The sequence below is a fragment of the Bradyrhizobium sp. UFLA05-153 genome (genome assembly GCF_054185185.1).
Genome location: NZ_JBBIAM010000026.1, coordinates 23,072 through 49,897, shown reverse-complemented (window position 1 = coordinate 49,897; position 26,826 = coordinate 23,072). Strand labels below are relative to the sequence as shown.

The 26,826-nt window shown below is 64.7% G+C and carries 24 protein-coding genes and 1 pseudogene; 12 read left to right on the top strand and 13 right to left on the bottom strand.

Going from position 1 to position 26,826, the window contains the following annotated elements; genetic code table 11:
• Nucleotides 1–43 precede the first annotated feature (43 nt).
• The 3 genes from Q2941_RS17805 to Q2941_RS17795 are packed head-to-tail and all read right to left on the bottom strand — an operon-like array spanning nucleotide 44 to nucleotide 3,250.
• A complete protein-coding gene (locus tag Q2941_RS17805; RefSeq protein ID WP_458193278.1) occupies nucleotides 44–1,600 on the bottom strand; it encodes an MDR family MFS transporter in 1,557 nt (518 codons plus the stop codon).
• 5 nt (nucleotides 1,601–1,605) lie between these two features.
• On the bottom strand, nucleotides 1,606–2,775 hold the full coding sequence (locus Q2941_RS17800; RefSeq protein WP_254109847.1) for an HlyD family secretion protein: 1,170 nt from the start codon (nucleotides 2,773–2,775) through the stop codon (nucleotides 1,606–1,608).
• Nucleotides 2,768–3,250: a MarR family winged helix-turn-helix transcriptional regulator gene (locus Q2941_RS17795; protein ID WP_027524013.1), complete on the bottom strand. Its 483-nt coding sequence runs from the start codon at nucleotides 3,248–3,250 to the stop codon at nucleotides 2,768–2,770. The genes Q2941_RS17800 and Q2941_RS17795 overlap by 8 nt, the downstream gene beginning before the upstream one ends.
• A gap of 157 nt (nucleotides 3,251–3,407) precedes the next feature.
• Between Q2941_RS17795 and Q2941_RS17790 the strand changes: the two genes are divergently transcribed.
• From Q2941_RS17790 to Q2941_RS17770, 5 genes are all read left to right on the top strand, one after another.
• A complete protein-coding gene (locus Q2941_RS17790; RefSeq protein ID WP_027524014.1) occupies nucleotides 3,408–3,899 on the top strand; it encodes a Fur family transcriptional regulator in 492 nt (163 codons plus the stop codon).
• A 34-nt stretch (nucleotides 3,900–3,933) separates the two neighbouring features.
• Nucleotides 3,934–4,887, top strand: coding sequence for a DMT family transporter (locus Q2941_RS17785; protein WP_027524015.1), 954 nt, complete (start codon nucleotides 3,934–3,936; stop codon nucleotides 4,885–4,887).
• A 12-nt stretch (nucleotides 4,888–4,899) separates the two neighbouring features.
• Complete coding sequence (gene ispG, locus Q2941_RS17780) at nucleotides 4,900–6,183, top strand: flavodoxin-dependent (E)-4-hydroxy-3-methylbut-2-enyl-diphosphate synthase (RefSeq protein WP_458193277.1); 1,284 nt, start codon at nucleotides 4,900–4,902, stop codon at nucleotides 6,181–6,183.
• Nucleotides 6,184–6,469: 286 nt separating this feature from the next.
• Entirely contained in the window at nucleotides 6,470–7,366 is an 897-nt protein-coding gene (locus Q2941_RS17775) for a TauD/TfdA dioxygenase family protein (protein WP_027524017.1), read from the top strand.
• A 3-nt stretch (nucleotides 7,367–7,369) separates the two neighbouring features.
• The gene (locus tag Q2941_RS17770; protein WP_254109848.1) at nucleotides 7,370–8,191 is read left to right on the top strand and encodes an N-acetylmuramoyl-L-alanine amidase; all 822 of its coding nucleotides are present in this window, start codon (nucleotides 7,370–7,372) and stop codon (nucleotides 8,189–8,191) included.
• Between the two features lie 115 nt (nucleotides 8,192–8,306).
• Here the strand turns inward: Q2941_RS17770 and Q2941_RS17765 are convergent, their stop codons facing one another.
• From Q2941_RS17765 to Q2941_RS17755, 3 genes are all read right to left on the bottom strand, one after another.
• Nucleotides 8,307–9,914: a Na+/H+ antiporter gene (locus Q2941_RS17765; protein WP_458193276.1), complete on the bottom strand. Its 1,608-nt coding sequence runs from the start codon at nucleotides 9,912–9,914 to the stop codon at nucleotides 8,307–8,309.
• 48 nt (nucleotides 9,915–9,962) lie between these two features.
• A complete protein-coding gene (gene bla, locus Q2941_RS17760; protein ID WP_458193275.1) occupies nucleotides 9,963–10,820 on the bottom strand; it encodes a class A beta-lactamase in 858 nt (285 codons plus the stop codon).
• A 317-nt stretch (nucleotides 10,821–11,137) separates the two neighbouring features.
• Entirely contained in the window at nucleotides 11,138–11,512 is a 375-nt protein-coding gene (locus tag Q2941_RS17755) for a nuclear transport factor 2 family protein (protein WP_458193274.1), read from the bottom strand.
• A 149-nt stretch (nucleotides 11,513–11,661) separates the two neighbouring features.
• Here Q2941_RS17755 and Q2941_RS17750 point away from each other — a divergent pair, with 149 nt between their 5' ends.
• Together Q2941_RS17750 and Q2941_RS17745 are read left to right on the top strand one after the other, a co-directional pair.
• On the top strand, nucleotides 11,662–12,084 hold the full coding sequence (locus Q2941_RS17750; protein ID WP_027524023.1) for a GFA family protein: 423 nt from the start codon (nucleotides 11,662–11,664) through the stop codon (nucleotides 12,082–12,084).
• 210 nt (nucleotides 12,085–12,294) lie between these two features.
• On the top strand, nucleotides 12,295–14,076 hold the full coding sequence (locus Q2941_RS17745) for a caspase family protein (protein ID WP_027524024.1): 1,782 nt from the start codon (nucleotides 12,295–12,297) through the stop codon (nucleotides 14,074–14,076).
• A gap of 50 nt (nucleotides 14,077–14,126) precedes the next feature.
• On the opposite strand, the gene Q2941_RS17740 is transcribed toward Q2941_RS17745, so the two are convergent.
• Both Q2941_RS17740 and Q2941_RS17735 read right to left on the bottom strand, forming a co-directional pair.
• Nucleotides 14,127–14,807: a DUF1345 domain-containing protein gene (locus Q2941_RS17740; protein ID WP_458193273.1), complete on the bottom strand. Its 681-nt coding sequence runs from the start codon at nucleotides 14,805–14,807 to the stop codon at nucleotides 14,127–14,129.
• Nucleotides 14,808–14,896: 89 nt separating this feature from the next.
• Nucleotides 14,897–15,820, bottom strand: coding sequence for a polyprenyl synthetase family protein (locus Q2941_RS17735; protein ID WP_027524026.1), 924 nt, complete (start codon nucleotides 15,818–15,820; stop codon nucleotides 14,897–14,899).
• A gap of 161 nt (nucleotides 15,821–15,981) precedes the next feature.
• Between Q2941_RS17735 and mtgA the strand changes: the two genes are divergently transcribed.
• From mtgA to Q2941_RS17720, 3 genes are all read left to right on the top strand, one after another.
• A complete protein-coding gene (gene mtgA, locus Q2941_RS17730) occupies nucleotides 15,982–16,659 on the top strand; it encodes a monofunctional biosynthetic peptidoglycan transglycosylase (RefSeq protein ID WP_458193302.1) in 678 nt (225 codons plus the stop codon).
• Between the two features lie 163 nt (nucleotides 16,660–16,822).
• Nucleotides 16,823–17,005: a 50S ribosomal protein L32 gene (gene rpmF / locus Q2941_RS17725; protein ID WP_024509484.1), complete on the top strand. Its 183-nt coding sequence runs from the start codon at nucleotides 16,823–16,825 to the stop codon at nucleotides 17,003–17,005.
• Between the two features lie 140 nt (nucleotides 17,006–17,145).
• Nucleotides 17,146–17,787 carry a hypothetical protein gene (locus Q2941_RS17720; RefSeq protein ID WP_458193301.1) on the top strand — a complete coding sequence of 214 codons (642 nt, stop codon included), beginning with the start codon at nucleotides 17,146–17,148 and terminating at the stop codon, nucleotides 17,785–17,787.
• A 50-nt stretch (nucleotides 17,788–17,837) separates the two neighbouring features.
• Here the strand turns inward: Q2941_RS17720 and Q2941_RS17715 are convergent, their stop codons facing one another.
• A complete protein-coding gene (locus Q2941_RS17715) occupies nucleotides 17,838–18,101 on the bottom strand; it encodes a hypothetical protein (protein ID WP_254109851.1) in 264 nt (87 codons plus the stop codon).
• A 234-nt stretch (nucleotides 18,102–18,335) separates the two neighbouring features.
• Between Q2941_RS17715 and Q2941_RS17710 the strand changes: the two genes are divergently transcribed.
• Together Q2941_RS17710 and Q2941_RS17705 are read left to right on the top strand one after the other, a co-directional pair.
• Nucleotides 18,336–20,030: an EAL domain-containing protein gene (locus Q2941_RS17710; protein ID WP_458193272.1), complete on the top strand. Its 1,695-nt coding sequence runs from the start codon at nucleotides 18,336–18,338 to the stop codon at nucleotides 20,028–20,030.
• 201 nt (nucleotides 20,031–20,231) lie between these two features.
• On the top strand, nucleotides 20,232–21,056 hold the full coding sequence (locus Q2941_RS17705; RefSeq protein ID WP_458193271.1) for an ankyrin repeat domain-containing protein: 825 nt from the start codon (nucleotides 20,232–20,234) through the stop codon (nucleotides 21,054–21,056).
• A gap of 6 nt (nucleotides 21,057–21,062) precedes the next feature.
• Here Q2941_RS17705 and Q2941_RS17700 read toward each other — a convergent pair whose 3' ends face one another.
• The 4 genes and pseudogenes from Q2941_RS17700 to Q2941_RS17685 form a co-directional block, all read right to left on the bottom strand.
• Nucleotides 21,063–21,677 (bottom strand): c-type cytochrome, encoded by a 615-nt coding sequence (locus tag Q2941_RS17700; RefSeq protein WP_035662876.1) that lies wholly within the window; start codon nucleotides 21,675–21,677, stop codon nucleotides 21,063–21,065.
• A 77-nt stretch (nucleotides 21,678–21,754) separates the two neighbouring features.
• Nucleotides 21,755–23,470, bottom strand: a complete 1,716-nt coding sequence (locus Q2941_RS17695; protein WP_051389811.1) for a pyrroloquinoline quinone-dependent dehydrogenase — start codon at nucleotides 23,468–23,470, stop codon at nucleotides 21,755–21,757.
• Between the two features lie 324 nt (nucleotides 23,471–23,794).
• Nucleotides 23,795–23,897, bottom strand: a pseudogene (locus tag Q2941_RS17690) (antibiotic biosynthesis monooxygenase family protein); the annotation flags it as partial.
• A gap of 34 nt (nucleotides 23,898–23,931) precedes the next feature.
• A complete protein-coding gene (locus Q2941_RS17685) occupies nucleotides 23,932–26,799 on the bottom strand; it encodes a PAS-domain containing protein (RefSeq protein WP_458193270.1) in 2,868 nt (955 codons plus the stop codon).
• Between the last annotated feature and the right edge of the window lie 27 nt (nucleotides 26,800–26,826).

The window sequence follows — 26,826 nt, the reverse complement described above, 5'->3', positions numbered from 1 at the left end:
CGTACTGGATGCCCCGGTCAAGCCGGGGGCATGACACCTACATTTACTCCATCACCGCATGCTCGGGCCCGGCCGCCTGCTTGCGCAGCGCGGCCTTGGTCGAGCCGATCATCAGGGCCAGCGGGATGGTGCAGAGGATGAAGATCATCACGAGCGAGTAGTCGTGCGCGAACGCGATGATCTGCGCCTGGATGGCGACGATCTTGTCGGCCATGGCGCGGCCGGCGTCGGTGGAGAGGTTGATCATGCCGGCTACATCAGGCATCTGCAGCGCGTGGTTGAACGGGTTGATGTGCTCGGAAAGGATCGCATAAGTCTTGCGCGAGCCCTGCGTCAGCTCGGCGATGACGATGGAGATGCCGACCGAGCTTGCGACGTTGCGGAGCAGCGTCAGCATCGAGGTGCCGTCGGTGCGCAAATCGTTCGGCAGCGTCAGGAACGACACGGTCGAGAGTGGCACGAAAACGAGACCGAAGCCAAAACCCTGGAAGATGCTGACGGTAATGATCTCCGGGGCCTGGGTCTGGTCGGTCCATCCGGTCATCTGGAACAGCGAGCCGGCGGTCAGCGTCAGCCCCGCAATGATCAGCGTGCGCGCCTCGAAATAGCGCATCATGCGCCCGACCAGCATCATGGCGAGGAAGGTGCCGAAGCCGCGCGTCGCGAGCAGTTCACCCGCGGTGATGATGGGATAGCCGATGACGTTCTGCAGGTAAGGCGAGGCCAGCGCCATGGTCGAGTACAGCACAAGTCCCATCACCGTCATGAAGATGCAGCCGGTGAGGAAGTTGCGGTCCTTGAACAGCGCGAAGCGGATGAACGGCCGTGAGGTCGTGAAGGAGTGGGCGAAGAAATAATAGAAGGCGATCGCGGAGACCACGAACTCGGTCACGATCTCGGCCGATTCGAACCAGTCGAGCTGCTCGCCGCGGTCGAGCGCGAGCTGCAGCGCGCCGATCGCAATGGCCAGCGCCGTGAAGCCGAACCAGTCGAATTTCAGGCTGAGATCCTTTTTGGTCTCGTCCATGAAGACCATCAGACCGAGCACGGTGATCGCGCCGAACGGCAAATTGACGAAGAACACCCAGTGCCAGGAATAGGTCTCGGTCAGCCAGGCCCCGAGCGATGGGCCCATGATCGGGCCCATCATCACGCCCATGCCCCAGATCGACATCGCCTTGGCGCGTTCCTGGAGCGTGTAGGAATCCAGCATCACGGCCTGCGACAGCGGCACCAGCGCGGCGCCGAACACGCCCTGCAACAGGCGGAACAGCACCATCTGGTTGATGTCCTGTGCGAGCCCGCACAGCACGGAGGCGAGTGTGAAGCCGGCCGAGCAGACGATGAAGATGCGCTTGCGGCCGTAGCGGTTGGCGATCCAGCCCACCGGTGCGGTCATGATCGCGGCGGCGACGATGTAGGAGGTCAGGACCCAGTTGATCTGGTCCTGCGAGGCCGACAGCGTGCCCTGCATGTAGGGCAAGGCGACGTTGGCGATCGTCGTGTCCAGCGCCTGCATGATGGTCGCGGTCATGGCGCAGATCGTCACCATGTTCCGGCGCAGGCCGGGAACCATCGCTGTGCTGGCGGGACCGGACATCGACGTCAGTCTTCCTTGTCCTGGTTGGCATTCGCCGACAGGCCGAGCAGGCCGGCGAGCGAGCGCTGGTGGCCGGTGTCGATGGTGGCATAGACGCTCATGCCGGCCTTCAGCTTCTTCACGAACTTGTCGCTCTCGTCGAAATAGATCCGCACCGGCACGCGCTGCACGACCTTGACGAAATTGCCGGTGGCGTTCTGCGGCGGCAGGATCGCGAACTGCGCGCCGGTGCCCGGCGACAGCGAGCCGATCTTGCCCTTGAACACATGGTTGGGGAACGCATCGACCTCGAGCGTGACTGGTTGCCCGACCGCGACATAGGTGAGGTCGCTCTCCTTCGGATTGGCGTCGACCCAGGGGTGGGCGATGTCGACGATGGAGAACACCGGCGTGCCGGCGGCGACGAAGCGGCCGAGCTGGATCTGGTCGACCTGGGTCGCCACGCCGCTCATCGGGGCACGCAGCACGGCATGGTCGAGATTGCGCTGGGCGTCATCCAGCTTGGCCTTGGCCTGCACATAGGGCGGGAACTCTTCCAGCGGCAGGTCGGGATTTCCGAGCAGCTGCGTCTTCGCGTTTGAGAGCTGCTGCTTGACGAACTGGGCCTGCGCGCCGGCCGTGACCATCGCGTTCGACGCGTTGTCCAGGTCGAGCTGCGAGCCATAATTGTTCTTCACCAGCGCCTGCTTGCGCTCGACGTCGCGCTGCTTCAGGTCCATGCCCTGCTGGGCGAGATCGAGCATCTGGCCGTAGATTTTGACGTTGGCGACGAGGTTGTCGTAGGTGGTCTTGGCTTGCGCGAGCTGCGCCTTGGCCTCCTCCACCGCGAGGCGGAACGGGACCGGATCGATCTCGAACAGCTCGTCGCCTTGCTTGACGAGCTGACCTTCCTTCACGACGACCTTGTTGATCTTGCCGGAGATGTCGGGCGTCACCAGCACCTTCTGCGCGCCGACATAGGCATCATCGGTGCCGACATAGCGGCCGCCATGCAGATAGAAGGTGATGCCGCCGATCGCGGCCGCCGCGGGCAGCACCACCATCAGCAGGAAGCGGCGATAGCGGCGCAGGCCGGCGAGCAGCCGGCGACGCGGCTCGGCCGCGAGCTTACTGGTGGGCTTGCCGCTCTGGCCGCCCTTCTGCTCGGGGGCGAATTTCAGGACCTGATCAGCCATAGCGCTGCTCCTTACGTGCTTGTTCCGCTCCACTGGTCTGGATGGCGTGACGCACGTTTTCCTTGATTGTTTCGAGTTGGGTGAGGAGACGGTGGGCGTCCGCCGGGTTGATGCCGTCGAGCGCGTTGGCCGTGAGCTCGGACTTCAGGCCGCTCATCTTGCCGAGCAGCGCGCGGCCGGCCTTCTTCAGATAGAGGCGGTTGACGCGGCGATCGCTGGCGTCGCTGCGGCGCTCGATCCAGTCATTGTCGCAGAGCTTGTCGATCAGCCGCGTCAAGGTGATCGGCTGCATCTCCAGGAGCTCGGCGAGCTCGGACTGCTTCATGCCCTCGCTGCGCTCGACCTTGGCCAGCACCGCCCACTGCGCGCGGGTGATGCCGTAGCGGGATGCCTCCTTGTCGGCATAGACCCGGAGCAGGCGATACAGCTCGCCGAGCGTGAACAGGAAGTTCTGATCGACCGACGTGCGGCTCATAAGCTTGGTCTCCAATAAGCTTTGCATATAATAAGCAAGCTTATGATTATTTCATGGCAAGTTAACGCGGCGCTGCTCCGCCACAAAAGCATGGCTGGCAGCCATTCGAAGCCGCGCCCTTTGGGTTCCCGGTCCGGAAATGCTAAAAGCCTGCGCGATGAGCCTCGTAAAGCCGGCCTTTCCCGCGCCTGACCACGATCACGGCCGCTGCACTGCGGATGCCTTGACGCATGCGGAAGCCGTCTGCGAGCAGCGCGCGCAGAAATTCACGCCGATCCGCCGCGAGGTGCTCAAGGCACTACTCTCGAGCCACCGTCCGCTTGGGGCCTATGAAGTGATCGACGAGCTTGCCAAAACGATGCCGCGGCCCGCGCCGATCACGGTCTATCGCGCGCTCGAGTTCCTGATGGCCAATAGCCTCGCGCACCGCATCGAGAGCCGTAACGCCTATCTCGCCTGCGCCCACGACCACGATGCGACCTCGGCGGTCGCGTTCCTGATCTGCGAGCGCTGCGGCCTCGTCGGCGAGATTCCGGCTGCGTCCGTCGCGCAAGGCCTCAACCAGGCTGCCCGCGCCTCCGGTTTTGCCCCCAAACTGTCTGTGGTCGAGATCACGGGCACCTGCACCCATTGTCAGAAAGCTTCTTAATCAACAAACGGCGCCAAGCCGGTCCCGGGAAGATATGTCGATCGAACCAACAAGCCCATCCGCCGGCCGCCCCCTGAGCGCCGGCGCCATCGCCCTGATGCTCATGCTGTGCCTGACCTGGGGTTTCAACCAGATCGCGGTGAAGCTGGTCATCCCGGATATCCCGCCGGTGCTGCAGGCGACCATCCGCTCGATGGGAGCGCTGCCGGTGGTGTTCATCATCGGCACCTTGCGCGGCGCAAAATTCTTCGAGCGCGACGGCACGCTTGCCGCAGGCCTCATCGCCGGGCTGATGTTCGGCCTCGAGTTCGTGCTGATCTATGAGGGCCTGCGCTTCACGCCGGCCTCGCGCGCCGTGGTCTTCCTCTACACCGCGCCGTTCTTCGTTGCGCTCGGCTCCTACCAGGTGCTGGGCGAGCGGCTCAGCGGCACGCAGTGGCTCGGGCTCGCCGTCAGCTTTGCCGGCGTGGCGCTTGCGATCGGCGTGCCGCAGCCCAACGTGGATTCACAGGTCCTGCTCGGCGACCTCATGATCGTCGGCGGCGCCGCGCTGTGGGCGGCGACCACGCTGGTCGCCAAGTCGACGCGGCTGCGCTTCGCCCCGCCGGAAAAGGCCATCGGTTACCAGGTCGCGATGTCGATCCCGATTCTGGGCCTGGCCGCGTACCTCCTGGGCGAGTCCATTCCCCATACCCCGAGCCCGCTCTCGATCACGCTGATGGTGTTCCAGGCGGTCTGGGTCGTCGGAACGACGTTCACGCTTTGGTTCGCGCTGGTGAAGGCCTATTCGGCGAGCAAATTGTCGGCTTTTACCTTCATCACCCCTTTGTTTGGCGTCGTCGCTAGCTATTTCATCCTGCATGACACCCTCAGCCTCACGTTCGGGGCCGCCGCCATCCTTGTAATTGCTGGGCTTTTTCTGGTTAACCGTCCCAGCCAAGAAGCTGCGGCCCCGCGCGATGCATTGCTGAATGTCACCAAAACCTGATATTTGGACCCCATGAACAAGCCCGAAAACACCATCGATTCCGACATCGCGGGGCCTGCGCCGCGCCACAACACCACCCAGGTCAAGGTCGGCGACGTCGCCGTCGGCGGCGGCGCGCCCATCGTCGTGCAGTCGATGACCAACACCGACACGGCCGATATCGACGGCACCATCGCCCAGGTCGCAGCGCTGTCGCGCGCCGGTTCCGAGATGGTCCGCATCACCGTGGACCGCGAGGAGGCCGCCGCCGCCGTTCCGCACATCCGCGACGGCCTGCGCAGGCGCGGCATCACCACGCCCCTGATCGGCGACTTCCATTATATCGGCCACAAGTTGCTCGCCGACTATCCGGCCTGTGCCGAAGCGCTCGACAAGTACCGCATCAATCCCGGCAATGTCGGCTTCAAGGACAAGCGCGATACGCAGTTCGCCGACATTATCGAAATCGCCAACAAGCACGACAAGCCGGTGCGCATCGGCGCCAATTGGGGCTCGCTCGACCAGGAGCTCTTGTCCAAGCTGATGGACGAGAACGCGGCCTCGGCCAATCCGCGCGATGCCCGCGCCGTGATGCGCGAAGCCATGGTGCAGTCCGCGCTGCTGTCGGCGGCGCGCGCCGAAGAGCTCGGCATGCCCAAGAACCGCATCATCCTGTCGGCCAAGGTGTCGGCGGTGCAGGATCTGATCGCGGTCTATGAGGTCCTGGCGAGCCGTTCCGACTACGCCATCCATCTCGGGCTCACCGAGGCCGGCATGGGCACCAAGGGCATCGTCGCCTCGTCCGCCGCGCTCGGTATCCTGCTGCAGCAGGGCATCGGCGACACCATCCGCATCTCGCTGACGCCGGAGCCCGGCGGCGACCGCACCCGTGAGGTGCAGGTTGCGCAGGAGCTCTTGCAGACCATGGGCTTCCGTACCTTCGTGCCGCTGGTTGCGGCCTGCCCGGGCTGCGGCCGCACCACCTCGACCACGTTCCAGGAACTGGCGCGCTCGATCCAGGATTTCATCCGTGACGAGATGCCGACCTGGAAGACGAAATATCCCGGCGTCGAAGAGCTCAACGTTGCCGTCATGGGCTGCATCGTCAACGGCCCCGGCGAATCCAAGCACGCCAATATCGGCATCTCGCTGCCCGGCACCGGCGAAGCGCCGGCTGCGCCAGTCTTCGTCGACGGCAAGAAGTTCCGCACCCTGCGCGGCCCCGGCATCGCCGCCGACTTCAAGGCGCTGGTGATCGACTACATCGACCAGCGTTACGGCCAGGGCGCCAAGGTGCCGGAGACCGCGGCGGAGTAGAACTGAGCGGAGTGATTTTGCTCCGCTGGTGCCCCATTCTCCGCTGTCGTCCCGGCGCAGGCCGGGACCCATAACCCCAGGGAGAGGTTGTGGCGCGAGCTGGTAAACGCGAGTCTTCGCCAAACCCAATCCTGTGGTTATCGCGACGAGCGCAAGCGCTCGCGCGGGGGTCCCGGGCTCGCGCTACGCGCGCCCCGGGACGACGAATTGAGTTTGTGGCTCCGGATTGCGCTTCGCTCCATCCGCGCTACCATGCCCTCAATCAAAACGATTGGGAGCAACACCCATGAGCTCGCTCGCCGGCAAGCAGGGTCCGCGCTATCGCCACATGGCAGACGACGGCGCACCGTATGAGACCATCGCCGTCGAAAAACTCACGCCGATCATCGGCGCTGAAATCACCGGCGTGGACATCGGCAAGCTCGTGTCCGACGATGCGCGCTCCAACCGGCAGATGGACGAAGTCCATCGCGCGCTGGCCGAAAACCTCGTCATCTTCTTCCGGGACCAGCACATCACGCCGCAGCAGCATCTCGCCTTCGGACGCAAGTTCGGCGAGCTGCATTTTCATCCCGCCGCTCCGCATGAGGACGACGATCCCGCGCTGATGAAGATCTATGCCGACAAGAACTCGCCGCGCGCCAATGGCGAGGGTTGGCATTCCGATGTGTCCTGCGATCTCGAGCCGCCGATGGGCTCGATCCTCTACATCAAGCAATGCCCGCCGCGCGGCGGCGACACGCTGTTCGCCAACATGTATGCGGCCTATGAGGCGCTGTCGGACCGCATGAAAGCCTATCTCGACGGCCTCATCGCGCTGCATGACGGCGAGCCGATCTATCGCGGGCTCTACGCCAATTACGGCGTCGCCGACAAGCAAAGCTACCCGCATGCCGAGCACCCCGTGGTGCGCACGCACCCCGTCACGGGCAAGAAGGCCCTCTACGTCAACCGCGGCTTTACCCGCAACATCAACGGCATTCCCCGCGACGAGAGCGACGCGATGCTCGCTTATCTCTATCAGCACGCGGAAAACCCGCTGTTCCAGTGCCGCTTCCGCTGGACCGAGAACGCCATCGCCTTCTGGGACAACCGCTGCACCCAGCACCGCGCGATGTGGGACTACTGGCCGCACACACGGTCAGGGACGCGCGTGACGGTGAAGGGGGAGCGGCCGGTGTAGCGCTTGGCGTCCGTGAGGGCCATCATTGCAGCGGTCGTTGCTTCGCTTCTTCCGCTGTTGCTCGCGCCGGTCGATGCGAGGCATGCCGTACCGGCGCGGAAGATCGTGCGCGCGAAGCCCAGGCCCAATCCCAAGCTCGCGCCCGAAAAATGTGAGCCGGCCAGATTCCGCATCGTCGTGGACGTCGGCCACACCGCCGAAGCGCTTGGCGCGGACAGCGCTCGCAACGATCCCGAGTTCGCGTTCAATCTCCGGCTTGCCAGGCTCATCTCGGAGAAACTGAAGTCGGAAGGTTTTGCCACGACGCGTCTGCTGGTGACGGAAGGCCGGGCGAGGCCGAGCCTGTTCAAGCGCGTCAACGCCGCCAACGACTGGCGGGCCGATCTCTTCCTGTCGATTCATCACGACGCCGTGCCGGACAAATTTTTGGAGCAGTGGGAGTTCGAGGGCGCAAAAAGCCATTTCAGCGACCGCTTCTCCGGCTATTCGCTGTTCGTCTCGCGGCAGAACCCGCGATACGCAGCGAGCCTCGCGTTCGCCCGGCTCGTGGGTAAGGAGCTGAAGGCGCAGGACCTGACTTACGCGCACCAGTACACGCTGCCGCTGATGGGCCGCTATCGTCACGAACTGCTGGACAAGGATGTCGGGGTCTATCGCTACGACCAGCTCGTCGTGCTCTCACGCACGAGAAGCGCCGCGGTGCTGCTCGAGGCCGGCTCGATCATCAACCGTGACGAGGAGATGGCGATGAACTCGCCGGAGCGGCAGCAGATGATTGCGTCAGCGGTAGCCGCCGCCATGGAGGAATTCTGCGAGAAACGCTAGTCTGGTGCAACACCGTCATTGCGAGCGCAGCGAAGCAATCCAGACTGTCGCCGCGGAAAGACTCTGGATTGCTTCGCTGCGCTCGCAATGACGATGGGCGGAGACACCCGCCCATTCACAGCGGCACCCTCTGAAACTCCCGGTTCGCCAGGCTTGCTTCCTCCAGATCGAGATCGCGCTCGATTCGTCGCCTTGCTTCGTCGGTGATCTTGCCCTCGCGCAGGAGCTCATGGATGAACCTGCGCTCGGCACTGATCAGCTCGCGCGTCAGCGCGGTGCCGGCGGCGGAGACGTCGTGGCGGCTCGGTTCGAGCGAATCGGGAAGCTGGCTGGCGCGGATTTCGTGCCGGGCGCGCAACAGGTGCACGACCTCGCCAGACAGCTCCTTCTCCGCGGCGAGCGTATCGAGCGACCTCAGGGCGGCATCGAGCGCCTGGCGCCGTGCGGCGATCTCGGCCTCGTGCTCGGCAACGTGTTCGGAGCGGCCGGCTTGGGCCACGCCGAGCCATCGCACCACCTTGGGTAGGCCGAGGCCGACGCCGACCAGCGTGACGAAGATGACGCCGAAGGCGACGAACAGGATCAGGTCACGATAGGGGAAGGCCTCGCCGCCTGGCAGCACGAAGGGCAGCGCCAGCGCCGCCGCGAGCGACACCGCACCGCGCACGCCGGTGAAGGCCAGGGTGAACACCCATTGCCAGGGCGGCGAGGGATCGCGCCGGCGCAGGCTCGGGCTCAATATCCGCGGCAGGTAGGTTGCGGGATAGAGCCATGCAAAGCGCGCGATGACCACGATGACCACGACCACGCCAGTCGCGATCAGGATCTCGTCGAGCGGAAACGCCTTCGACTGCTCATAGAGAGCGCGCATCTGGAAACCGGTGAGCAGGAACAGGATGCCCTCGATCAGGTAGATCACGAGGTCCCAGAAGAAGATGCCCTGCAGGCGCGTCGCCGATGAAATCCACAACGGCCCGTTCCAGCTCACATAGAGCCCGCAGGCGACGGTGGCGATCACGCCGCTTCCGCCGACATGCTCGGGCAGCCAATAGGCGAGGTAGGGCGTGATCAGCGACAGCGTGATCTCGACCTGCGGGTCGCGGGCCCATTTGCGGGCGCGCAAGGAGAGCCAGCCGACCCCGATGCCGTAGGCGACCTCGCCGGCGATGATGAGGAGGAATTCGCCGGTCGCAAGCGGCAGCGAGAAGCTGCCGGTCATGATCGCGGCGAGCGCGAAGCGGTAGAGGATCAGCGCGGTGGCATCGTTGGCAAGCCCTTCGCCTTCGAGCACCACCAGGATACGGCGCGGTATGTGCAGCTTGCGTGCGATCGCAAGCGGCGCCACCACGTCGGGCGGCGCGACGATGGCACCTAACAGGAAGCCGGTGGTCCAGGGCATGCCGATCAGGAAATGCGCAGCGGTTGCCACCATCGCCGCTGTGAAGATCACGCAGCCGACCGCGAGCAGCACGATCGGGCGCAGATTGTTCCTGAACTCGCGCCAGCTCATGGCGACGCTCGCCGAGTAGATCAGCGGCGGCAGCACCAGCAGCAGCACGAGCTCCGGCGGCAGCTCGACACGCGGCATGCCCGGCACGAAGGCCAGGCCCACGCCGGCCAGCATCAAGAGGATGGCGGGCGCGATGTTGAGGCGCCGGGCCACCAGCGCCGTACCGGCGAGCACGCCGAGCAGGATCAGAAAGATCTGAAATCGCGCTTCCACCATTCTTTCACTTGGCCCGGAAGCGCGGCCGAGGTCAATGCGGCGGGATCATCCCAGCTGCGCGGCGACCGTCTTTCCGATGGAAGCGAACACCGTATCGATCTGCGCGGCGTTCGGCGTGCCGCCCTGGGTGTAGGCCGCAATCAGGATCGGCGTATCGGGCTTCGGCCACGCCACCACGATATCGCCGGAAGCGTCCTTGCCGTTGTTGCCGGTCTTGTCGCCGATCCTCCAGGTTCCCGGCAAGCCGGCGCGCAGCCGTTTTGCGCCGGTCTTGCAATTCACCATCCACTCGGTGAGTTGCGCGCGCGAAGCCGCAGACAAGGCTTCGCCGAGCACGAGGCGGCGGAAATTGCCGGCCATGGCAGAGGGCGTGGTCGTGTCGTGCGGGTCGCCCGGCGGCGAACGGTTGAGCTCGGGCTCGTTGTGGTCGAGCCGCGAGGTGGTGTCGCCGAGCGAGCGCCAGAACGCGGTGAGTGCCGCCGGTCCCCCGATCCGCGCCAGCAGGAGATTGGCGCAGGTGTTGTCGCTGAGCTCGACACTGGCCTTGCACATGTCGGCGACTGACATTGCGCCTTTCGAAAGGTTCTCCCTCGCCACCGGCGCATAGTCGAGCAGGTCGTCCCGGCCATAGCCGATCATCGCCGCAAGCTGGTCCTCGCCGCGATCGACCCGCGCCAGCACGCAGGCCGCAAGCGAAGCCTTGAACGTAGAGCACATGACAAACCGCTCGTCGGCGCGCCAGCCGAGCTTTTTGCCGGAGCTGAGGTTTTCAGCATAGAAGCCGACCCGCCCGCCGCTCTCGCGCTCGTAGGTTTCAAGTGCAGGCGGTGCGCCTTCAGCAAATACTGGACCTGCGGCCAGCGCGCACAAAGAAGCGAGCAGGGAACGACGATCGAGCAGCATGGGGATCTTTCAGGCAGGATTGGGGTGAGGCATTGCGGAGATGTCATGAGTGCGCTCACGACGGTGTCATTGATTGTTCTGACAAATCTATGGCGACACGTCGCTCATCGCGCTGGTGTGAACGCGTCGCCGCGAAATGCAGTAACGAAGCACGGTGCGATGTGCGATCTCTCCCGCCGTCATTGCGAGGAGCGCAGCGACGAAGCAATCCAGACTGTCTCCGCGCAAGAATCTGGATTGCTTCGCTTCGCTCGCAATGACGGAAAAATTGAGGAACGTCTTCGATCGCGACGCCCAACCGCCGCGGCCGCCGTCCCTCAATCCTTCAGATCATACCGATACGACTTCGACACGATCTGCCAGCCGTCGGCGAGCTTCATCGCCACGAGATAGTCGGTGAAGTAGCGCGGCGGCAGTTGGCATTTGACCTTGATGAAGGCGGTCTTGTCGTCCGAGCGGTCGATGGTGACGATGAAATCCTCGCGCGGCTTGCCTTCCGACTTTGCGGAGGCGCGCTTGCGCACCCAGGCGAGCCAGTCCGGCACCGTCAGGATCTTGAGCTCGCCCTTTTCCACCCAGCGCAGATCGGCGGAGGGATGGAACACCGCGCCGAGTTTGTCGGCGTCGCCTTCATAGAGCGCATCGAAATAGCCTTGCACCACGGCCTCGACACTCGAACGGTCATACCCCATGCTTCTCTCCTTCCCTGGCACGTTGCCGCGACGAGAGAACGTAGGGCGGACCTCGCGAAACCGCCAGCGTTTTGCTCGCGAAAAGCTGATCGGCACAGGCTGGCCGACCCGCTAGATTGTCATGCCGCATTCCGCGCTGGAGAAAGATCGTGACAAGCTCGACAAGCCGTCGCCGCCTCGCTGGGAAATGTTACTGCGGCGCCGTGCAGTACGACGTCGCGGATGAATTCGTCTATGCGCTGAATTGCCATTGTTCGGATTGCCGCCGCACCACCGGCTCCGCCTTCAAGCCGTTCGCGGGGATCGAGCGGCACAAGTTCTGCGTGGTCGCGGGCGAGGATGCGCGGCTGATCTATGGCGACGAGATGACTCATGATGCGCATTGCGCCCGCTGTGGCTCGCTGCTTTATTCGGTGGTGCGCGAGGGGCACTGGGTCCACGTGACCATGGGAACCCTGCTCGACGATCCCTCGATCCGCCCCACTGCGCATATGTTCGTCGGCTCGAAGGCGCCCTGGTACGAGATCACGGACAATCTGCCGCAGCACCGCGGGCACGTCGGAGCCGGCTGAGCGGGCCGGAAACGCCTGATCCTGCGAACCGCTACCCTTCTGGCGACACTAACAAAAAGGGCTTTGCTCGCGAGCTGTCGCGCCCTTCGTGACCTCGGTTACAAGCTGTGGACCCGGTCACAAGCTGTGAGTCACAAGCTGTGACCTTCGTCACAAGCGGATGACGCGGATGTTGCTAGGTAGATCCAAAAGGGAGCTGGAAGTTCCGTCATGCGCAGCCTGTTCAGATTTTGCCCGCTTCTCCTCGTGCTCGCGCTGCTGCTCGGCGCCGGGCCCGCCTTTGCCGGCAAGCGCGTCGCGCTGGTGCTCTCCAATTCCGCCTATCAGAATGCGCCGCAGCTCGCGAATCCCGACAATGACGGGGCCGTCATCGCGAAGACGCTGAAGGAGGCCGGGTTCGATGTGGTCGACGCCCGCCACGACCTGCCGGCGCTGGAGACCCGCCGCGCGCTGCGCGAATTCGCCGACTCCGCGCGCGATGCCGATATCGCCGTCGTCTATTATGCCGGCCACGGCATCGAGGTTGACGGCGCAAACTATCTGATCCCCGTCGACGCCAAGCTCGAGCGCGACACCGACGTCTATGACGAAGCGCTGTCACTGGACCGCGTCCTGGTCGCGATCGAGCCGGCCAAGCAGCTTCGTCTGGTGATCCTCGACGCCTGCCGCGACAATCCCTTCGGCAAGACCATGAAACGCACGATCGCCTCGCGCGGGATCGGGCGCGGCCTCGCCCAGGTCGAGCCGACCAGCCCCAACACGCTGATTGCATATTCGGCCAAGGCCGGCTCCACGGCCCAGGACGGCGACGGCAGCAACAGCCCGTTCACGATCGCGCTGGCGAAGCATCTGACGACGCCAGGCCTCGACGTGCGCCGTGCCTTCGGCTTCGTGCGCGACGACGTCTTGAAGACCACCAACTACAAGCAGGAGCCGTTCGTGTACGGCTCGCTCGGCGGCGACGACGTGCCGCTGGTGCCGGCCAAGATCGCGGCGGTCGCGCCGGCCCAGCCGGCCGTCAATGCGCAGGCCGAGGTGCGGCGCGACTATGAGCTCGCGCTCCAGGTCGGCAACAAGGCGGCGTGGGATGCCTTCCTGGTCCAGCATCCGAACGGCTTCTATTCGAGCCTGGCAAAACTCCAGCTCGACAAGATCGCGGCCGAAGAGGCGCATGCGGCGGCGACCGCCAAGGCGAAGCAGGCGGAAGCCGAGCGCGATCGTCTTGCCGCAGCCGGGGCGCAGAAGGAGGCGCAGGCCAAGGCCGAGGCCGATGCAAAGGCTGCCGAGCAGGCGCAGCTCACCGCCCAGAAGGCCAAGGAGCAGGCGCAGCAGCAGGCGGCCGCCGCCGAGCAGCAGCGCGTCAATCTGGCTGGCGCTGCGCCCGACGGCTCGACCGTCAAGGCGAACAATCCACCCGGCACCAACGTTGCCGCGCTGACACCGAGCGCACCAGCCGACCTGACCCGCTCGGTGCAGACCGAGCTCGGCCGCGTCGGCTGCTTCTCAGGTCGAGCCGACGGCAACTGGAATACGGCCTCGCAGCGCTCGCTGTCGCAGTTCAACCGCTACGCCGGCACCAAGCTCGACGTGAAGGTCGCAAGCACCGATGCGCTCGACGCGGTCAAGGCCAAGCCGTCGCGGGTCTGCCCGCGGGTCTGCGATCGCGGCTTCAGGGCGGATGGCGACAAGTGCACCAAGATCGTATGCGGCGACGGCTATGTGCTGAACGACGACAATGAATGCGAGAAGAAGCGCGGCAAGCCGCCCGCGAGCACCGCCAAGCGCGACGACGGCCAGCAGCAGGATCGTCCGGCAAAACAGCGTCCACAGGCTGGCGCCGCCGCTGCGGCGGCCGGAGGCCGCGCCTCGGGAGGCAGCGGTCAGATCTATTGCAACGACCTCATCTGCCGCCCGGTCAAGCGCGGCTGTCATCTCGGATTTCGCGGTGGCGGTGGCTATGGCGCCGACCCCAACCCGGAGATCTGCGACTGAGCTCCCTGACGTCGTCCTGGCTTTCGCCAGGACGACTCCAAGGATGCAGCCTACGTCGCGATCGCGCTTGCCGCGATGTTCACCGTCAGTGCCAGCAACGCCGTATTGTAGATGAACGAGACGATGCCGTGCGCGGTCGCGGTGCGGCGGATGGTCTTGTCGGTGATGCCGACGTCGGAGACCTGTGCGGTCATGCCGATCACGAAGGAAAAATAGACGAAGTCCCAGTAGTCGGCGTGGTCGTCCTTGTCGCCGCTCGGAAATTGCAGGCCGCCCGGCTTGGCGTGGCGGTAGTAGTCGTGGGCGTAATGCAGCGCGAAGGTCGTGTGCACGGCAGCCCATGACAGCGCGATGGTCGAGATCGCGAGCGAGAGTTCGCCGACGCCGCGATGGGTGCCGAGTTCGGCAACGATGGCCGCGATGCTCGCGAATGCGCCCACCGCTATCACCAGCAGCAGTACGAAGCGGCCGTCGTCCTGCATGACGGCGGCCCGGCGGATGTGGCTGTGGTCCTGGTTCAGCATCATGCTGTAGACGAGCACGAGATAGACCGTGATCAGCGCGTCCCAGCCGAGCAAGAGCCGTGTCACCAGCCGCAACGAGCCGGGCAGCAGCAGGCAGACGAGAACGCCGACGCCGAGCGCGATGAAGGTCCGCGGCCGCGCATAAACCACGCGCACCGGTCGCGACATCTTGCGGAAGCGGATGAGGACGGGATCTTCTTGGTCCATGGCCTTCAATGTCCCGACTGCCGCCGCGTTGCAGGTGCACTCCCTCTCCCGCTTGCGGGTGAGGGCTGGTCAATTTCGTCCTTGAAAGCCTAGTTCTTCCGCTCCGCCACGAACCGCGCTGCTGCCTGCAGCACCGCGGCGCGGTCGCCGAAGATCGAGACGGCGGCGTCCGCGCGCGCGAGCAGGTCACTCACGCGCTGCTTGGCGCCCTCGATGCCGAGCTGGGTGACGAAGGTGGTCTTGCCAAGCGCTGCGTCCTGGCCCGAGGGCTTGCCGAGCGCCGCCGCATCGCCCTCGACGTCGAGCAGGTCGTCGGCGATCTGGAAGGCTTCGCCGAGCGCGCGGCCGTAATCGTCGAGCGCCTGATACTCCTTCGCGGTGGCTTGTCCCAGGATCGCGCCGGCGATGCAGCCATAGCGCAACAGCGCGCCGGTCTTCATCTGCTGGATGCGTGCGACGTCGACCGGCTCGCGATCGCCGAAGCGGCCTTCACCGGCGAGATCGAGCATCTGCCCGCCGACCATGCCGCCGATGCCGGCGCAGCGCGCCAGCGCGCGCGTGAGCAAGAGTCGGACATTGGCGTCGCGATGGATCTCGTCGCGGGTGACGATGTCGAAGGCGAGCGTCAATAGCCCGTCGCCGGCGAGGATCGCGGTGGCGTCGTCGGTCTGCTTGTGCAGCGTCGGGCGTCCGCGGCGCAGGTCGGAATTGTCCATCGACGGCAGATCGTCATGGATCAGCGAATAGCAGTGGATGCACTCGAGCGCGGCGCCCACGAGCAAGGCGGCCTCGCGCGGCACGTCGAACACCGCGGCGCTCTCGACCACCAGGAACGGCCGCAGGCGTTTGCCCCCGCCGAGGCTCGAATAGCGCATCGCGTCCATCAGCCGCTTGGGGCGCGCGATCTCGTCTGGCAGGATGTCGTCCGACAACAGCCTGGCCAGCAGGGCCTCGGTATCGTCAGCGGTCTTGTCCAGGCGTTTAGCGAAATCGGACGGGGTCGTGCCGGTCATCAAGAAGGGCTCCAGAACTAAAATTCGGCCGGACAATCCTTTATGCGGGCGCTTCCGTCAATCACTTGGAACGCCTTAAAACTGCTGGAAAAGCCCCGAATTATCACAGGCTTAATCGCCGGGCCGGTTCATCACTTCCATTTTGGCGCAGGACAAGGTCGATTTTTCGCATCGTCAAAACCCTGGCTCTGGTGCTGACCGCCGCGGCGCTCCTGCCTTATCTGATCGCGCCATTCTACCGTGCCGGCCACCCGGTCTCGACGCTGATGGCCTGGCGCTCCCTTCGCGGTGCCCCGATGCAGCGGCAGTGGATCGATCTTTCGGCGATGTCGCCCTATTTGCCGCGCGCGGTGGTCGGGGCTGAAGATGCCCATTTCTGCAAGCATCACGGCATCGACTGGGGCGCGCTGCGCGAGGCGATCGACGATGCGCAAGAGGACGGAACGCCGTTCCGCGGCGCCTCCACCATCACCCAGCAGGTGGCCAAAAACCTGTTCCTCTGGCAGGGGCGGGATCCCATCCGGAAAGTGCTGGAGTTTCCGCTGGCGCTGTGGATCGACTTCGTCCTGCCGAAACACCGGATTCTCGAGATTTACCTGAATATTGCCGAGCTCGGCCCTCAGGGGCAGTTCGGGGTAGAAGCGGGCAGCGCCTATGCCTTCGGCAAGTCCGCAGCCAGTCTCTCGCCCCGGGAGTCTGGGCTTTTGGCCGCGATCCTGCCAAACCCGGTCAACCGCAGCGCCCGCACGCCGGGACCGGGGGTGCGGCGGCTGGCGGTGACCTATATGGCGCGGGCGCAGGCCGTTTCGATCTGTTGGCGGGAAAATCGCGGATTTTGAGCCCATTTCGGGTGCTTTTTCCGCCCCAAAACCCTAGCTTTACGAGCAGCCTTCCTCTATAAGCCCGGCCTTGATCAGCATTCAGCTCGCCCCGTTTGCGGGTGCTGAGCCGTCCGGAAGGCCGGACGATGCCCCGAACACCAATCCCTAGAGGATATTGATAATGGCCGTTCCGAGAAGAAAAACCTCGCCGTCGCGCCGTGGCATGCGCCGCTCGGCTGACGCGCTGAAGAAGCCAACCTATGTCGAGGACAAGGACTCCGGCGAGCTCCGCCGCCCGCACCATCTCGACCTCAAGACCGGCATGTACAAGGGCCGGCAGGTCCTGAAGAAGAAAGAGTCCTGAGGCCGGCGTATCAACAGGCGAGGCGATTGACCCGCCTGGATTCGGCCAATCAGTGAGTTAAGACGGTGACGGCGGCGGAGCAAACGCTTCGCCGCCGCATTGTCCTGCCCGGATGTCTCGATCAGGAAGGCGCGCACGCGATGGTCGGTTTCCCGCTGCTTCTCATTCCGCTCGCGGTCTACAACATCATCGTGTTCCTGATGCACGACGTGTCCTTCACGGCCGTGCTTTTCAAGGTGCCGATGCTTGAGGGCCAGGTCTGGCCGGTGACGCTGAGTGACCTGCTGCTGGCACTCGGTGTGGTGCTGCTGCTGCTCGAGATCGTCAAGGGCGCGCGGCCCGGCGCGAAATTCCTGATGGACCATCTGCTGTCGCTGATCGTGTTCGGCGCGGCCGCGGCCGAATTCGTCATGTGGCCGGAGAAGTTCGGCAACTCCACCTTTTTCCTGCTTGTGCTGCTTGCGATGGCCGATTTCTTCGGCGGCGTCGCCCAGCGTACCCGTCGCCGCGCCTATGTGACCGAGGCAGCGCCCGCACCGCGCAAGGCGCGCCGTCAGGTCGAGGAGGAGGCGGACGAGCCGGTCGTCGAGCCGCGCATGGCGCCTGCACCGCAACCCGCACCGATCGTGCCTCCTGCATCCGCGCAGTCCGTCGCCGAGTCCGTGCTGATGGATCCCCCCGCGCCAAAAGCACCGCAAGCCGCGCCCTCGCCGGAAATCCCTTCGCCGCATCTGCAGCCGAGCAACGGCACGCCGACGTCGCCGGATGCGCCGCAGCGCTGATCGCGCTAAGGGTGCCTCGCGGCTCGGATTGCGAAACTAACCAACGTCCTTCATGCCACCTGGCGCGTCCTGGCGCTCACGGTGCCCAGCGGGCGCTTATGGCCATAGGCCATGTTCGCATCGGCGGGGCTCGCCCGGCGCAGCCGGCTCGCCTGCGGCAGGTGCTCGGCATTGGCGATGAGCTGGGTGACGAAGCTCGGGTCGGGGCGGGGCAGCACCACCACCTTGTGCGCCAATGCGAGCGTCGGGGTCAGCAGGACCAGGGCGGTCCCGGTGCCGCCTTCCGCTTCCTCTGCTCGGTCCGTACTCACCATCGCAAACACCGTTAATCCGGCTCGAAATCCGGCGAGACTGTCGCGTTTCGGGACGCGGGTCGCCGTGCGTGTGAGGTACTCGCAAGGTCTATGCCGGCGGGGCCGTTCTGGTTCCGGACCAGCTTCGAAACGTGGTTTCCAAATTGTTTATGAACTTTGCCTAGGGTCAAAGCCGAATCTCGCTTTATCCTCAGGAGTGCGAGACCGTCTCCGCTGTCCCGAAACGAGGCGCCTTTGACCGCTGCCCTGCCGCAAGCCTCCGACATCCTGGCCTCCCTCGGCGAGGCCGTCTTCATCTGGGATATCGCGAGCGATGCGATTCAGTGGGGCGAGCAGGTCGGTTCCGTCTTCCCCGGCATCCCCGCCGAGCGGCTGGCGACCGGCGCGGACTTCGCCCGCCTGATCGAGCCGTCGCAGTCGCTGCGCACGGCCGCCCTGGCCCAGTCGCCGGCCGTGCACGGCGCCGACGGCACGCCCTACCGTGCCGAATATGGCGTGCGCATGAGCGCTTCCGACCCCGTGGTCTGGATCGAGGAGACCGGCCGGTGGTTCGCAGGTCCCGATGGCCGGCCGGTCCGTGCGATCGGCGCCGTCCGCATCAACAATGAGCGCCACGCCCGCGACGAAGAGCTTGCAAAGCTCGCCCGGCTCGATCCCCTGACCGGCGAGCTCAACCGCACGCATCTGATCGCGGCGCTCGCCGAGGCGATCGAGGAGTCAATCCGCTTCCGCTCCTCCAGCGCCTTCATGCTGGTCGGGATCGATCATCTCGCCCGCGTCAACGACGCCTTCGGCTTCGACGTTGCGGACGCCGTGATCCTCGACGTGGCAAAACGCATTCGCGCGCGGCTTCGCGGCGGCGACGTGCTCGGGCGCTTCTCAGGCAACAAGTTCGGCCTCATCTTGAAGAACTGCACCATTGACGACATGAACGTCGCCGCCGAGCGCTTCCTTGCCGGCATTCGCGACGAAGTGGTGCCGACCAAGTCGGGCCCGGTTTCGGTCACCGCCTCGATCGGCGCGGTCGGCGTTCCCCGCTATGCCCGCAACACCGATGAAGCGATCAACCGCGCGCACGAGACGCTGGATGCCGCCAAACGCCGCCGCGCCGGCTCGTTCGGTACCTGGCGGCCGAATGCAGAGCGCGACGCGCAGCGCCGCGTCAACATCCGTGTCACCGACGAGATCGTCACCGCGCTGAACGACCGTCGCATCGTGCTCGCCTATGAGCCGGTCGTCTCGGCCGCGACGCGCGACGGCGCATTCTATGAATGCCTGGTGCGGATGGAGCAGGGCGACGGGCGGACGCTGCTCGCGCCCGACATCGTGCCGGTGGCCGAGCGGCTCGGCCTCATCCGCCTCGTCGACCATCGCGTGCTCGAGCTCGTCGTCGCCGAGCTTGCCGCCTCGCCCGAGGTCAGGCTCAGCCTCAACATCTCGCCCGATACCACCATGGATCCCGACTGGTGGGCGGGAATCGAATCGCTGATGCAGGCCCATCCGGGCGTTGCCGAGCGGCTGATCGTCGAGATCACCGAGACGGTGGCGATCCAGGACATCGACGACGTCCGCGCCTTCGTCGGCCGTCTCAAGCATTTCGGCAGCCGCATCGCCATCGACGATTTCGGCGCCGGCTACACCTCGTTCCGCAACCTGCGCAAGCTCGGCGTCGACATCGTCAAGATCGACGGCGCCTTCGTGCAGAACATCACCCGTTCCGCCGACGACCGCGCCTTCGTGCAGACCCTGCTCGACCTCGCGCGCCGCCTCGACATCAAGACCGTCGCCGAATGGGTGCAGGACGAGGAAGCGGCAAACATGCTGCGCGACTGGGGCTGCGACTACATCCAGGGTCGCCTGATCGGCCTCGCCTCGGCCGAGCGGCCGTGGGGCGGTCAGCCCGATCGCGCAATGCCGGCCATAGGATAGCGGCCCGCCTGTGGCCCTGCCTCCGGCGTGGACGCCTGATGGCTTGGCATGACGTAGCCGTCGTGCCACCCTGCGCGAACCGAAATGCGACGGGGAGACACAGCCATGTATCGCCGTGTCGTGTTGTTTTGCCTGGTTGCGATCGCCTCGATGAGCGCGGCGTCATCGAGCCTCGCAGCCGGCCCCGAACGATGCCAGGAAGTGGTGCGCCGGTTTCAATCCTTGAAACCTCAGGTCAGCGCGATCGAGGTCTCATTGACTTTGTTTTCGGCGGCGGATGCGAATTGCATAGCACTAGCAACCGCACTACTGGACGATGGAGCGTCCGTTGACGCGCGCGATCGGTTCGGCGCGCGCCCGCTTAGCCATGCCGCAAGGTTCGGTCACCTTGAGATGGTCGACCTGCTGCTCGCGCGCGGCGCTCCAATCAATGCGCGCAATCTGGCTGGGGCGACTGCACTGTACTTTGCGGCCGAACGAGGCCATGTCGCAGTCGCGCAACGGCTCATTGAGCGGGGGGCTGACATCAGTCTGACCGGGCGCAGTGGCATCTCGACGGTTGCGGCTGCGGCCTATGCCGGCAGTGATGCCATCGTCGAAATGCTGCTCGCGCATGGCGCCGACGAGCGCGTACCCGACGAGACGGGGAAACCGCCAATCGTCTATGCGGCGGCCCGGGCGTGGCTCGACATCGTGAAGCGGCTGCTGGCGCGGAATATCGACATCAATGCCCGTTATCCCAACGACCTCACCCTGCTGATGTGGGCGGCGGGGCCTGATGAAAAGGTGCCCGAAGCGGCGGCGGTGGAGGTCGTCCGGCATTTGCTGGAGGGGGGAGCACGTGTTGATGACCGGGATGTCCGCGGGCGCACGGCGCTGATGATTGCCGCTGAAGGCGGACACGCGGAGATCGCCGCTCTCTTGCTGGCGCGAGGTGCCGATCCATCGCTTATGGACAATGCCGGCAGACGTGCCGCAGATCTTGCCGTTCCGTCGGCTCTGCGTGAACGCCTGTCGGTGCGGTGAGCCGGCTCACTGGCTCCGAGGAATTTGGAGACCGGCCAAATATTCCGCCAGCGCTGTAAGGTCGTCGCCCGCGGTGGCGATCATCAAGTCGGACATGCCCGGGTTGTTGCCGCGCGCGCGGGTGCGGAAGTCGGCCATCGTCTTGGCCAGGTATTCGAGGCTTTGGCCGGCAAGCCGGGGCACCGTGCTGTCGCCCTGAAATCGATCGCGGTGACAGCTGGTGCAGCCCACCGAGTACTCGGCGCGCAGGGCTCGTTCCGCAACGTTCCTGGCTGTGACGGGCTGGCCCAGGTCAGGCCAGGGCTTTTTCGAAAAAATTTCAGCTATCGCCAGCATGTCATCCTTCTCGAGCGTTGACGCGATGGGCTGCATAATGTCGCTTTTCCGGTCACCGCGTTTGTAATCGCGGAGCTGGATGTAAGCGTATCCGAGTTTTTGTCCCCAGATGACGGGAGTGGTCTTGTCGATCGGCTTGCCGTCCAGGCCATGACAGCGGGCGCAGCCCTCGGCCTTCTCGGCAATGCTTTCGGCAACTGCCGGAGCGGGGCTTGCCCCCGACAACGCTCCGATGATGATCCCGCCCGCTAACCAGCCAAGCGGCCTCTGCGACTTGCTGCGCATCCATCCCATTGCGGTGAGCCTCAAGAATGCGGGGCCGCGAACGGCCCCGCCGGTGTGAACACCTGATGCCAGCCCGCTCAATCGAGCGTGAAGGCGATGATGTTGTTGCCGCGTCTGAAGTTCACCTGCGTGTTGCCGCCCGCGCCGACCACGATGTATTGCTTGTCGCCCAGCATATAGCTGGATGGCGGCGCATTGACGCCCGCACCGGCGCGGAAGCTCCACAATTCCTTGCCGGTCGACGAGTTATAGGCGGCGAACTTGCCGTTGCCTTCACCGGCAAACACCAGACCGCCTGCGGTGGCGAGAATGCCGCCGATCATCGGCTCCGGCGTCTTCACCTGCCACCTGATCTTGCCGTTGTTGTAGTTGACGGCGGTGATATTGCCCGACTGTTTTTCACCAGGAATCGCCGTGAAGGCGCCACCAAGCCAGAGCTTGCCGTTCGGATAGGGTGAGTTCTCGACCCGGTAGTGCATTGGCTGGTGCAGGTTGATGGCGTAGGCCAGTTCCTGCCCCGGATCGGTCGCGATCGGCGACCACTCGACGCCGCCATTCGCACCCGGAAGCATGCGGGCTCCTTCCTTGGTCGGCAGTGTCCACATGTTCTCCTGTGGCACCATGGCTTCGGAGAACCGGATCAGGCTGCAATCCTTGCGGTCGTGAACGTAGATGTGACCAGTCTTGCCGGCATGGATCACGCCAGGGACGGTCTTGCCGGCCTTGTCCTTCACATCGACCAGAACCGGCGGGCTCACGGCATCGAGATCCCAGACATCGTGGGCGATGTACTGGAAGTGGCAGACATACTTGCCGGTCTCGAGATCAAGCGAAACCAGCGAGTCGGTATAGAGATTGTCGCCCGGCCGCACGGAGCCGTCGAGGTCGGGTGATGGATTGCCAACCACGAAATAGATCCGCTTGGTCTCGAGATCGACGGCCGGATTTTGCCAGACACCGCCACCGAGCTTCGCGTAGGGATCGCCAGATTTGGAGAGCTGGGCCTTTTCTGCTGCGATGTCGCGGTGCATGTCGCGCCCCGTGGCATCCTTGGTCGTCCACTCGCCGACGGAATTTTCCGGAATCGTATCGAAATTCCAGATCAGCTTTCCGGTCTTCGCACCGTAAGCCCTCACGAAGCCACGGATGCCATACTCACCACCATTCGTTCCGATCAAAACCTTATCGTTGACGACGGTCGGAGCCATCGTCTCGCTATAGCCGAGCTCGGGATCGGCAACGTCCGTCTTCCAGACGACGTCACCGGTCTTTGCATTGAGTGCGACGAGCTTGGCGTCCAGCGTGGCGAGATAGACGAGATCGCCAAGAACCTGGACGCCCCGATTGTTGGGACCGCAGCAGTAAATCGTCACGGGTCCCATCTTGTGAGCATAGTGCCAGAGCTGTTCGCCTGTCTTGGCGTCGATTGCATAGACATGGCTGAAGGATGTTGTCACATACATCACGCCATTGACTACAATGGGCGACGTTTCCAGAGATTCCTTGACCTCGGTCTGGAAAATCCAGGCGACGCGCAGGTTCTTCACGTTGTCGCGGTTGATCTGCTTTGCAGGGTGAAAGCGCGTCTGAGCGTAGTTGCCGTTGGTCAGCAGAAAATTCGTCGCGTTCTTGCCTGCTGCGTTGAGTTGATCTTGAGTGACTGGAGAAATCTTCGCCTCGCGCGGTGGCGTCCACTGGTCCGGATTGGGGACCTCTTGCGCATGACTTGCTGCTGCAGCGAGCGTGCAACTCATGCCGAACAAGGTGGCGCATGCAATAGAAAATCTATTCATGGTTCCGCCCCTATGATTTGAACCGGCCCATTTACTTGCCGGTGTTGTTCAAGTCTGATCCCACAGGGGAACCTTGACAAGGAAAAAGCGGCAATTGGCGCGTCTTGCAATCGCTCTGTTTGCGACTGCGAGATAAGCGTGCGTTGCAGTGTTTGCGTGACTGCAATGACGGCGCGGCGGCGTCCTCAACGGCGCGAGCGGAAACGATACTGCAGCAGATTCACGTGTGCTGGCGGCGGGCGCGCGTCGGTTGGGAGGCGAGCCTCTTGCTGCATTCCAGCTGGCTGTTGCTCGTGTGGTCGGTTTATCCTGTTACCGCTATCGCGTGAACGCCGCGCGGAAGTGCAGCGTTCGATTCCCATACCGCGTAATTCAGACAGGTCGGGCTGTCGCCGATGGCGCGGCGGAGCTGGGTTGAGATGAAGCCGACCTCTCCGCAAGCGGGGCGAGGTGAAGAAACATCATGCCACGCGCCTGATCGCGTTCAGCCGCTCGATCGTGCGGCCGACTTCCGCGGCCTGGCATGGCTTGCCGAAATAAAATCCCTGCACCGCGGTGCAACCGCATTCGCGGACGAAGTCGAGCTGGTCGGAGGTCTCGACGCCTTCCGCCGTGGTCTCGACGCCGAGCACCGAGCCGAGGCTGGCGATGGTGCGGACGATGGCGACGCTTTCCGGGCTTTCGCCGAGCGTGCCGACGAAGGAGCGGTCGATCTTGATGCGGTCGAAGGGAAATTTTCGCAAATAGCTGAGCGAGGAATAGCCGACGCCGAAATCATCGAGGCTCACGCGCACGCCGAGTGCGCGGAGCTGATGCAGGATCTCGATCGTCGCCTCGCTGTCGTCGAGCAGCGCCGTCTCGGTGACCTCGAGCTCGAGCCGATGCGGCGCAAGGCCGGCCTCAGCGAGCGCGCTCGTGATCATGGCGACGAGACCACGCGCGCGGAACTGCACCGGCGACAGGTTCACCGCGATGGTCATGTCCGGCCAACCCGCCGCCCTCGCGCACGCGGTGCGCAAAACCCATTCGCCGATCGGAACGATCAGCCCGGTCTCCTCCGCGATCGGAATGAACTCCGCCGGCGAGACCATGCCGCGCGAAGGATGTTTCCAGCGCAGCAGCGCCTCGAAACCGGTCAGTTCGGATGTGTCCAGGCGAACCTGCGGCTGGAACACCAGATGAAACTCGTAGGCTTCGAGCGCGCCGCGCAAGTCCGCCTCCAGCGCATGCCGCGCGCGCGCCTCTTCCTCCATCGCTGGCTCGAAGATCTGATAGGCGCCGCGCCCCTTGGCCTTCGCGCCATAGAGCGCGAGGTCGGCGCACTTCATCAGCTCGTCCGCGTCCAGCCCGTGATCGGGCGCGAGTGCGATGCCGATGCTGACGCCGACATGGATCGACTGGTTTTCCAGCGGCGGCGGGCGGCCGATGATCTCGATCAGGCGGCGCGCCAGCTTTTCTGCCGCTTCCGGCTGCGGCCCGCGCTGGATCAGCGCGAATTCGTCGCCGCCGAGCCGCGCCACGGTGGCGTGCTCGCTCGCCTGCTCCTTCAGTCGCGTGGCGACCCAGCGCAGCAGCTGGTCGCCGGCGGCGTGGCCGAGGCGGTCGTTGACGGTCTTGAAATTGTCGAGGTCGAGGCACAGCACGGCCATCGCGCCGCCGGCGGTCGCGACCTCGTTCAGGCCCTCGCTCATCTGCTCACGGAACAGCACGCGGTTGGGCAGGTCGGTCAGCGAATCGTGTCGCGCCATATGCGCGACGCGGGCCTGCGTCTTGTGGCGCTCGGTGACGTCCTCATAGGTGACGACCCAGCCGCCATGTGACATGCGGGTGTGGTTGAGCTTGATGATGCGACCGTCGCTCAAATGGCGGTGCAGCGTATGCGCGCCCTCGCGCAGCCGCTCGAGATAGTCGGCATAGAGTGCGGCCGCCGTCGTGTTCGGGTTGATGCCGAGCGCGCAACTATGCTCCATGATCTCGCGCATCGAGACACCGGGCTTGACGATCTCGGGCGACAGGCCGAACATCTCGATGTAACGCGTGTTGCAGACGATGACCCGCAGGTGGCTGTCGAACATGCACAGCCCCTGACTCATGTTGTTCAGCGCCGCATCGAACCGGCGATACTGCTCGCTGAGCTCCTCGACCGCGCGCTCGCGCTCGGTGATGTCCTCGTAGGTCGCGACGAAGCCGCCCTCGGGCAGCGTGCAGTAGCGCACCGACACGACGGTGTCGTTGGCCATGCTCCGCCGCATCGACGAGTCGTCGCGGCTCGCTATGCGCGCGCGGGCGGCTTCCAGGATCTGCTGCGGACTGTACTCGGATGCGAAGGCGCCATTCGCCATCGACCGCTCGATCAGCTCGGCGAGATGCGTGCCGGGCCTGGTCTCCTCGGGCGACAGCCGGTAGATCTCGCGGTAGCGGTTATTGCAGACCTTGAGCCGCATGTCGCCGTCGTAGAAGGCGAGTCCATGCGCCATGTTCTCAAGCGCCGCGTCGAGCATGATATTCTGCTGCTTCAACGCCTCCTCGTACCGCAGCCGCTCGGTGACGTCTTCGTGCACCGTCACCCAGCCACCGTCGGGCAGGAAGCGCGATATCGCCTGCACCATGCGACCGTCGTAGCGCATCAGGAGCACGGCGTCCGAGCTCTTGCTGCGCACATCGTTCATCCGTCTGTCGTGGAATTCCTCCGCAGACATTCCGGGCAGATTGCCGCGCGAGATCCAGTGCCCGATCACGGCACTGTGCGACACGCCGGGTTTCACGATTTCGGGGTCGAGGTTGTAGAGGCGCAGAAACCGCTCGTTGCAGACGACGACGCTGCCTTGCGCGTCGTACATGATGAGACCGTGCGACATGTTGGTCAGCGCATGCTGGCTGCGCTCGGTCTGTACGCGCAGCTCCGCCTCGAGCCGGTCGAGGCGGGTGACGTCGTCGCAGATTGTCATCCAGCCGCCCTCGGGGAGCGGCTTCAGGTCGAGCGCCAGCACCAGGCCGCTGGACAGCCGCTGCTCCGTCCGGAAGTGCTTGCCGTTCGTGATCTGCGTGACGCGCTCCTGATAGAGCTTGTCGATCTCGCTCGCCGGAAAGTTGCCGCGCGAAGCGCTATGAGCCAGCACCTCGCGATAGCTCGTCCCGGGGCGCACCACCTCGGGCGACATGTCGAAGAGGTCGACATAGCGGCGGTTGAACAGCACGATCCGGTTGTCGGAATCGTAGACGCAGACACCCTGCTCCATGCGATCGAGCGCAAGCTGGCTCAGCGCGAGCAAGGCTTCGGGCCCGTGCTGGACGCTCGCGCGCGGCTCTGTCGTGCTGGGCGTCGTCATCGGCAAAGGCGCTTCGTCAGGAGCGGG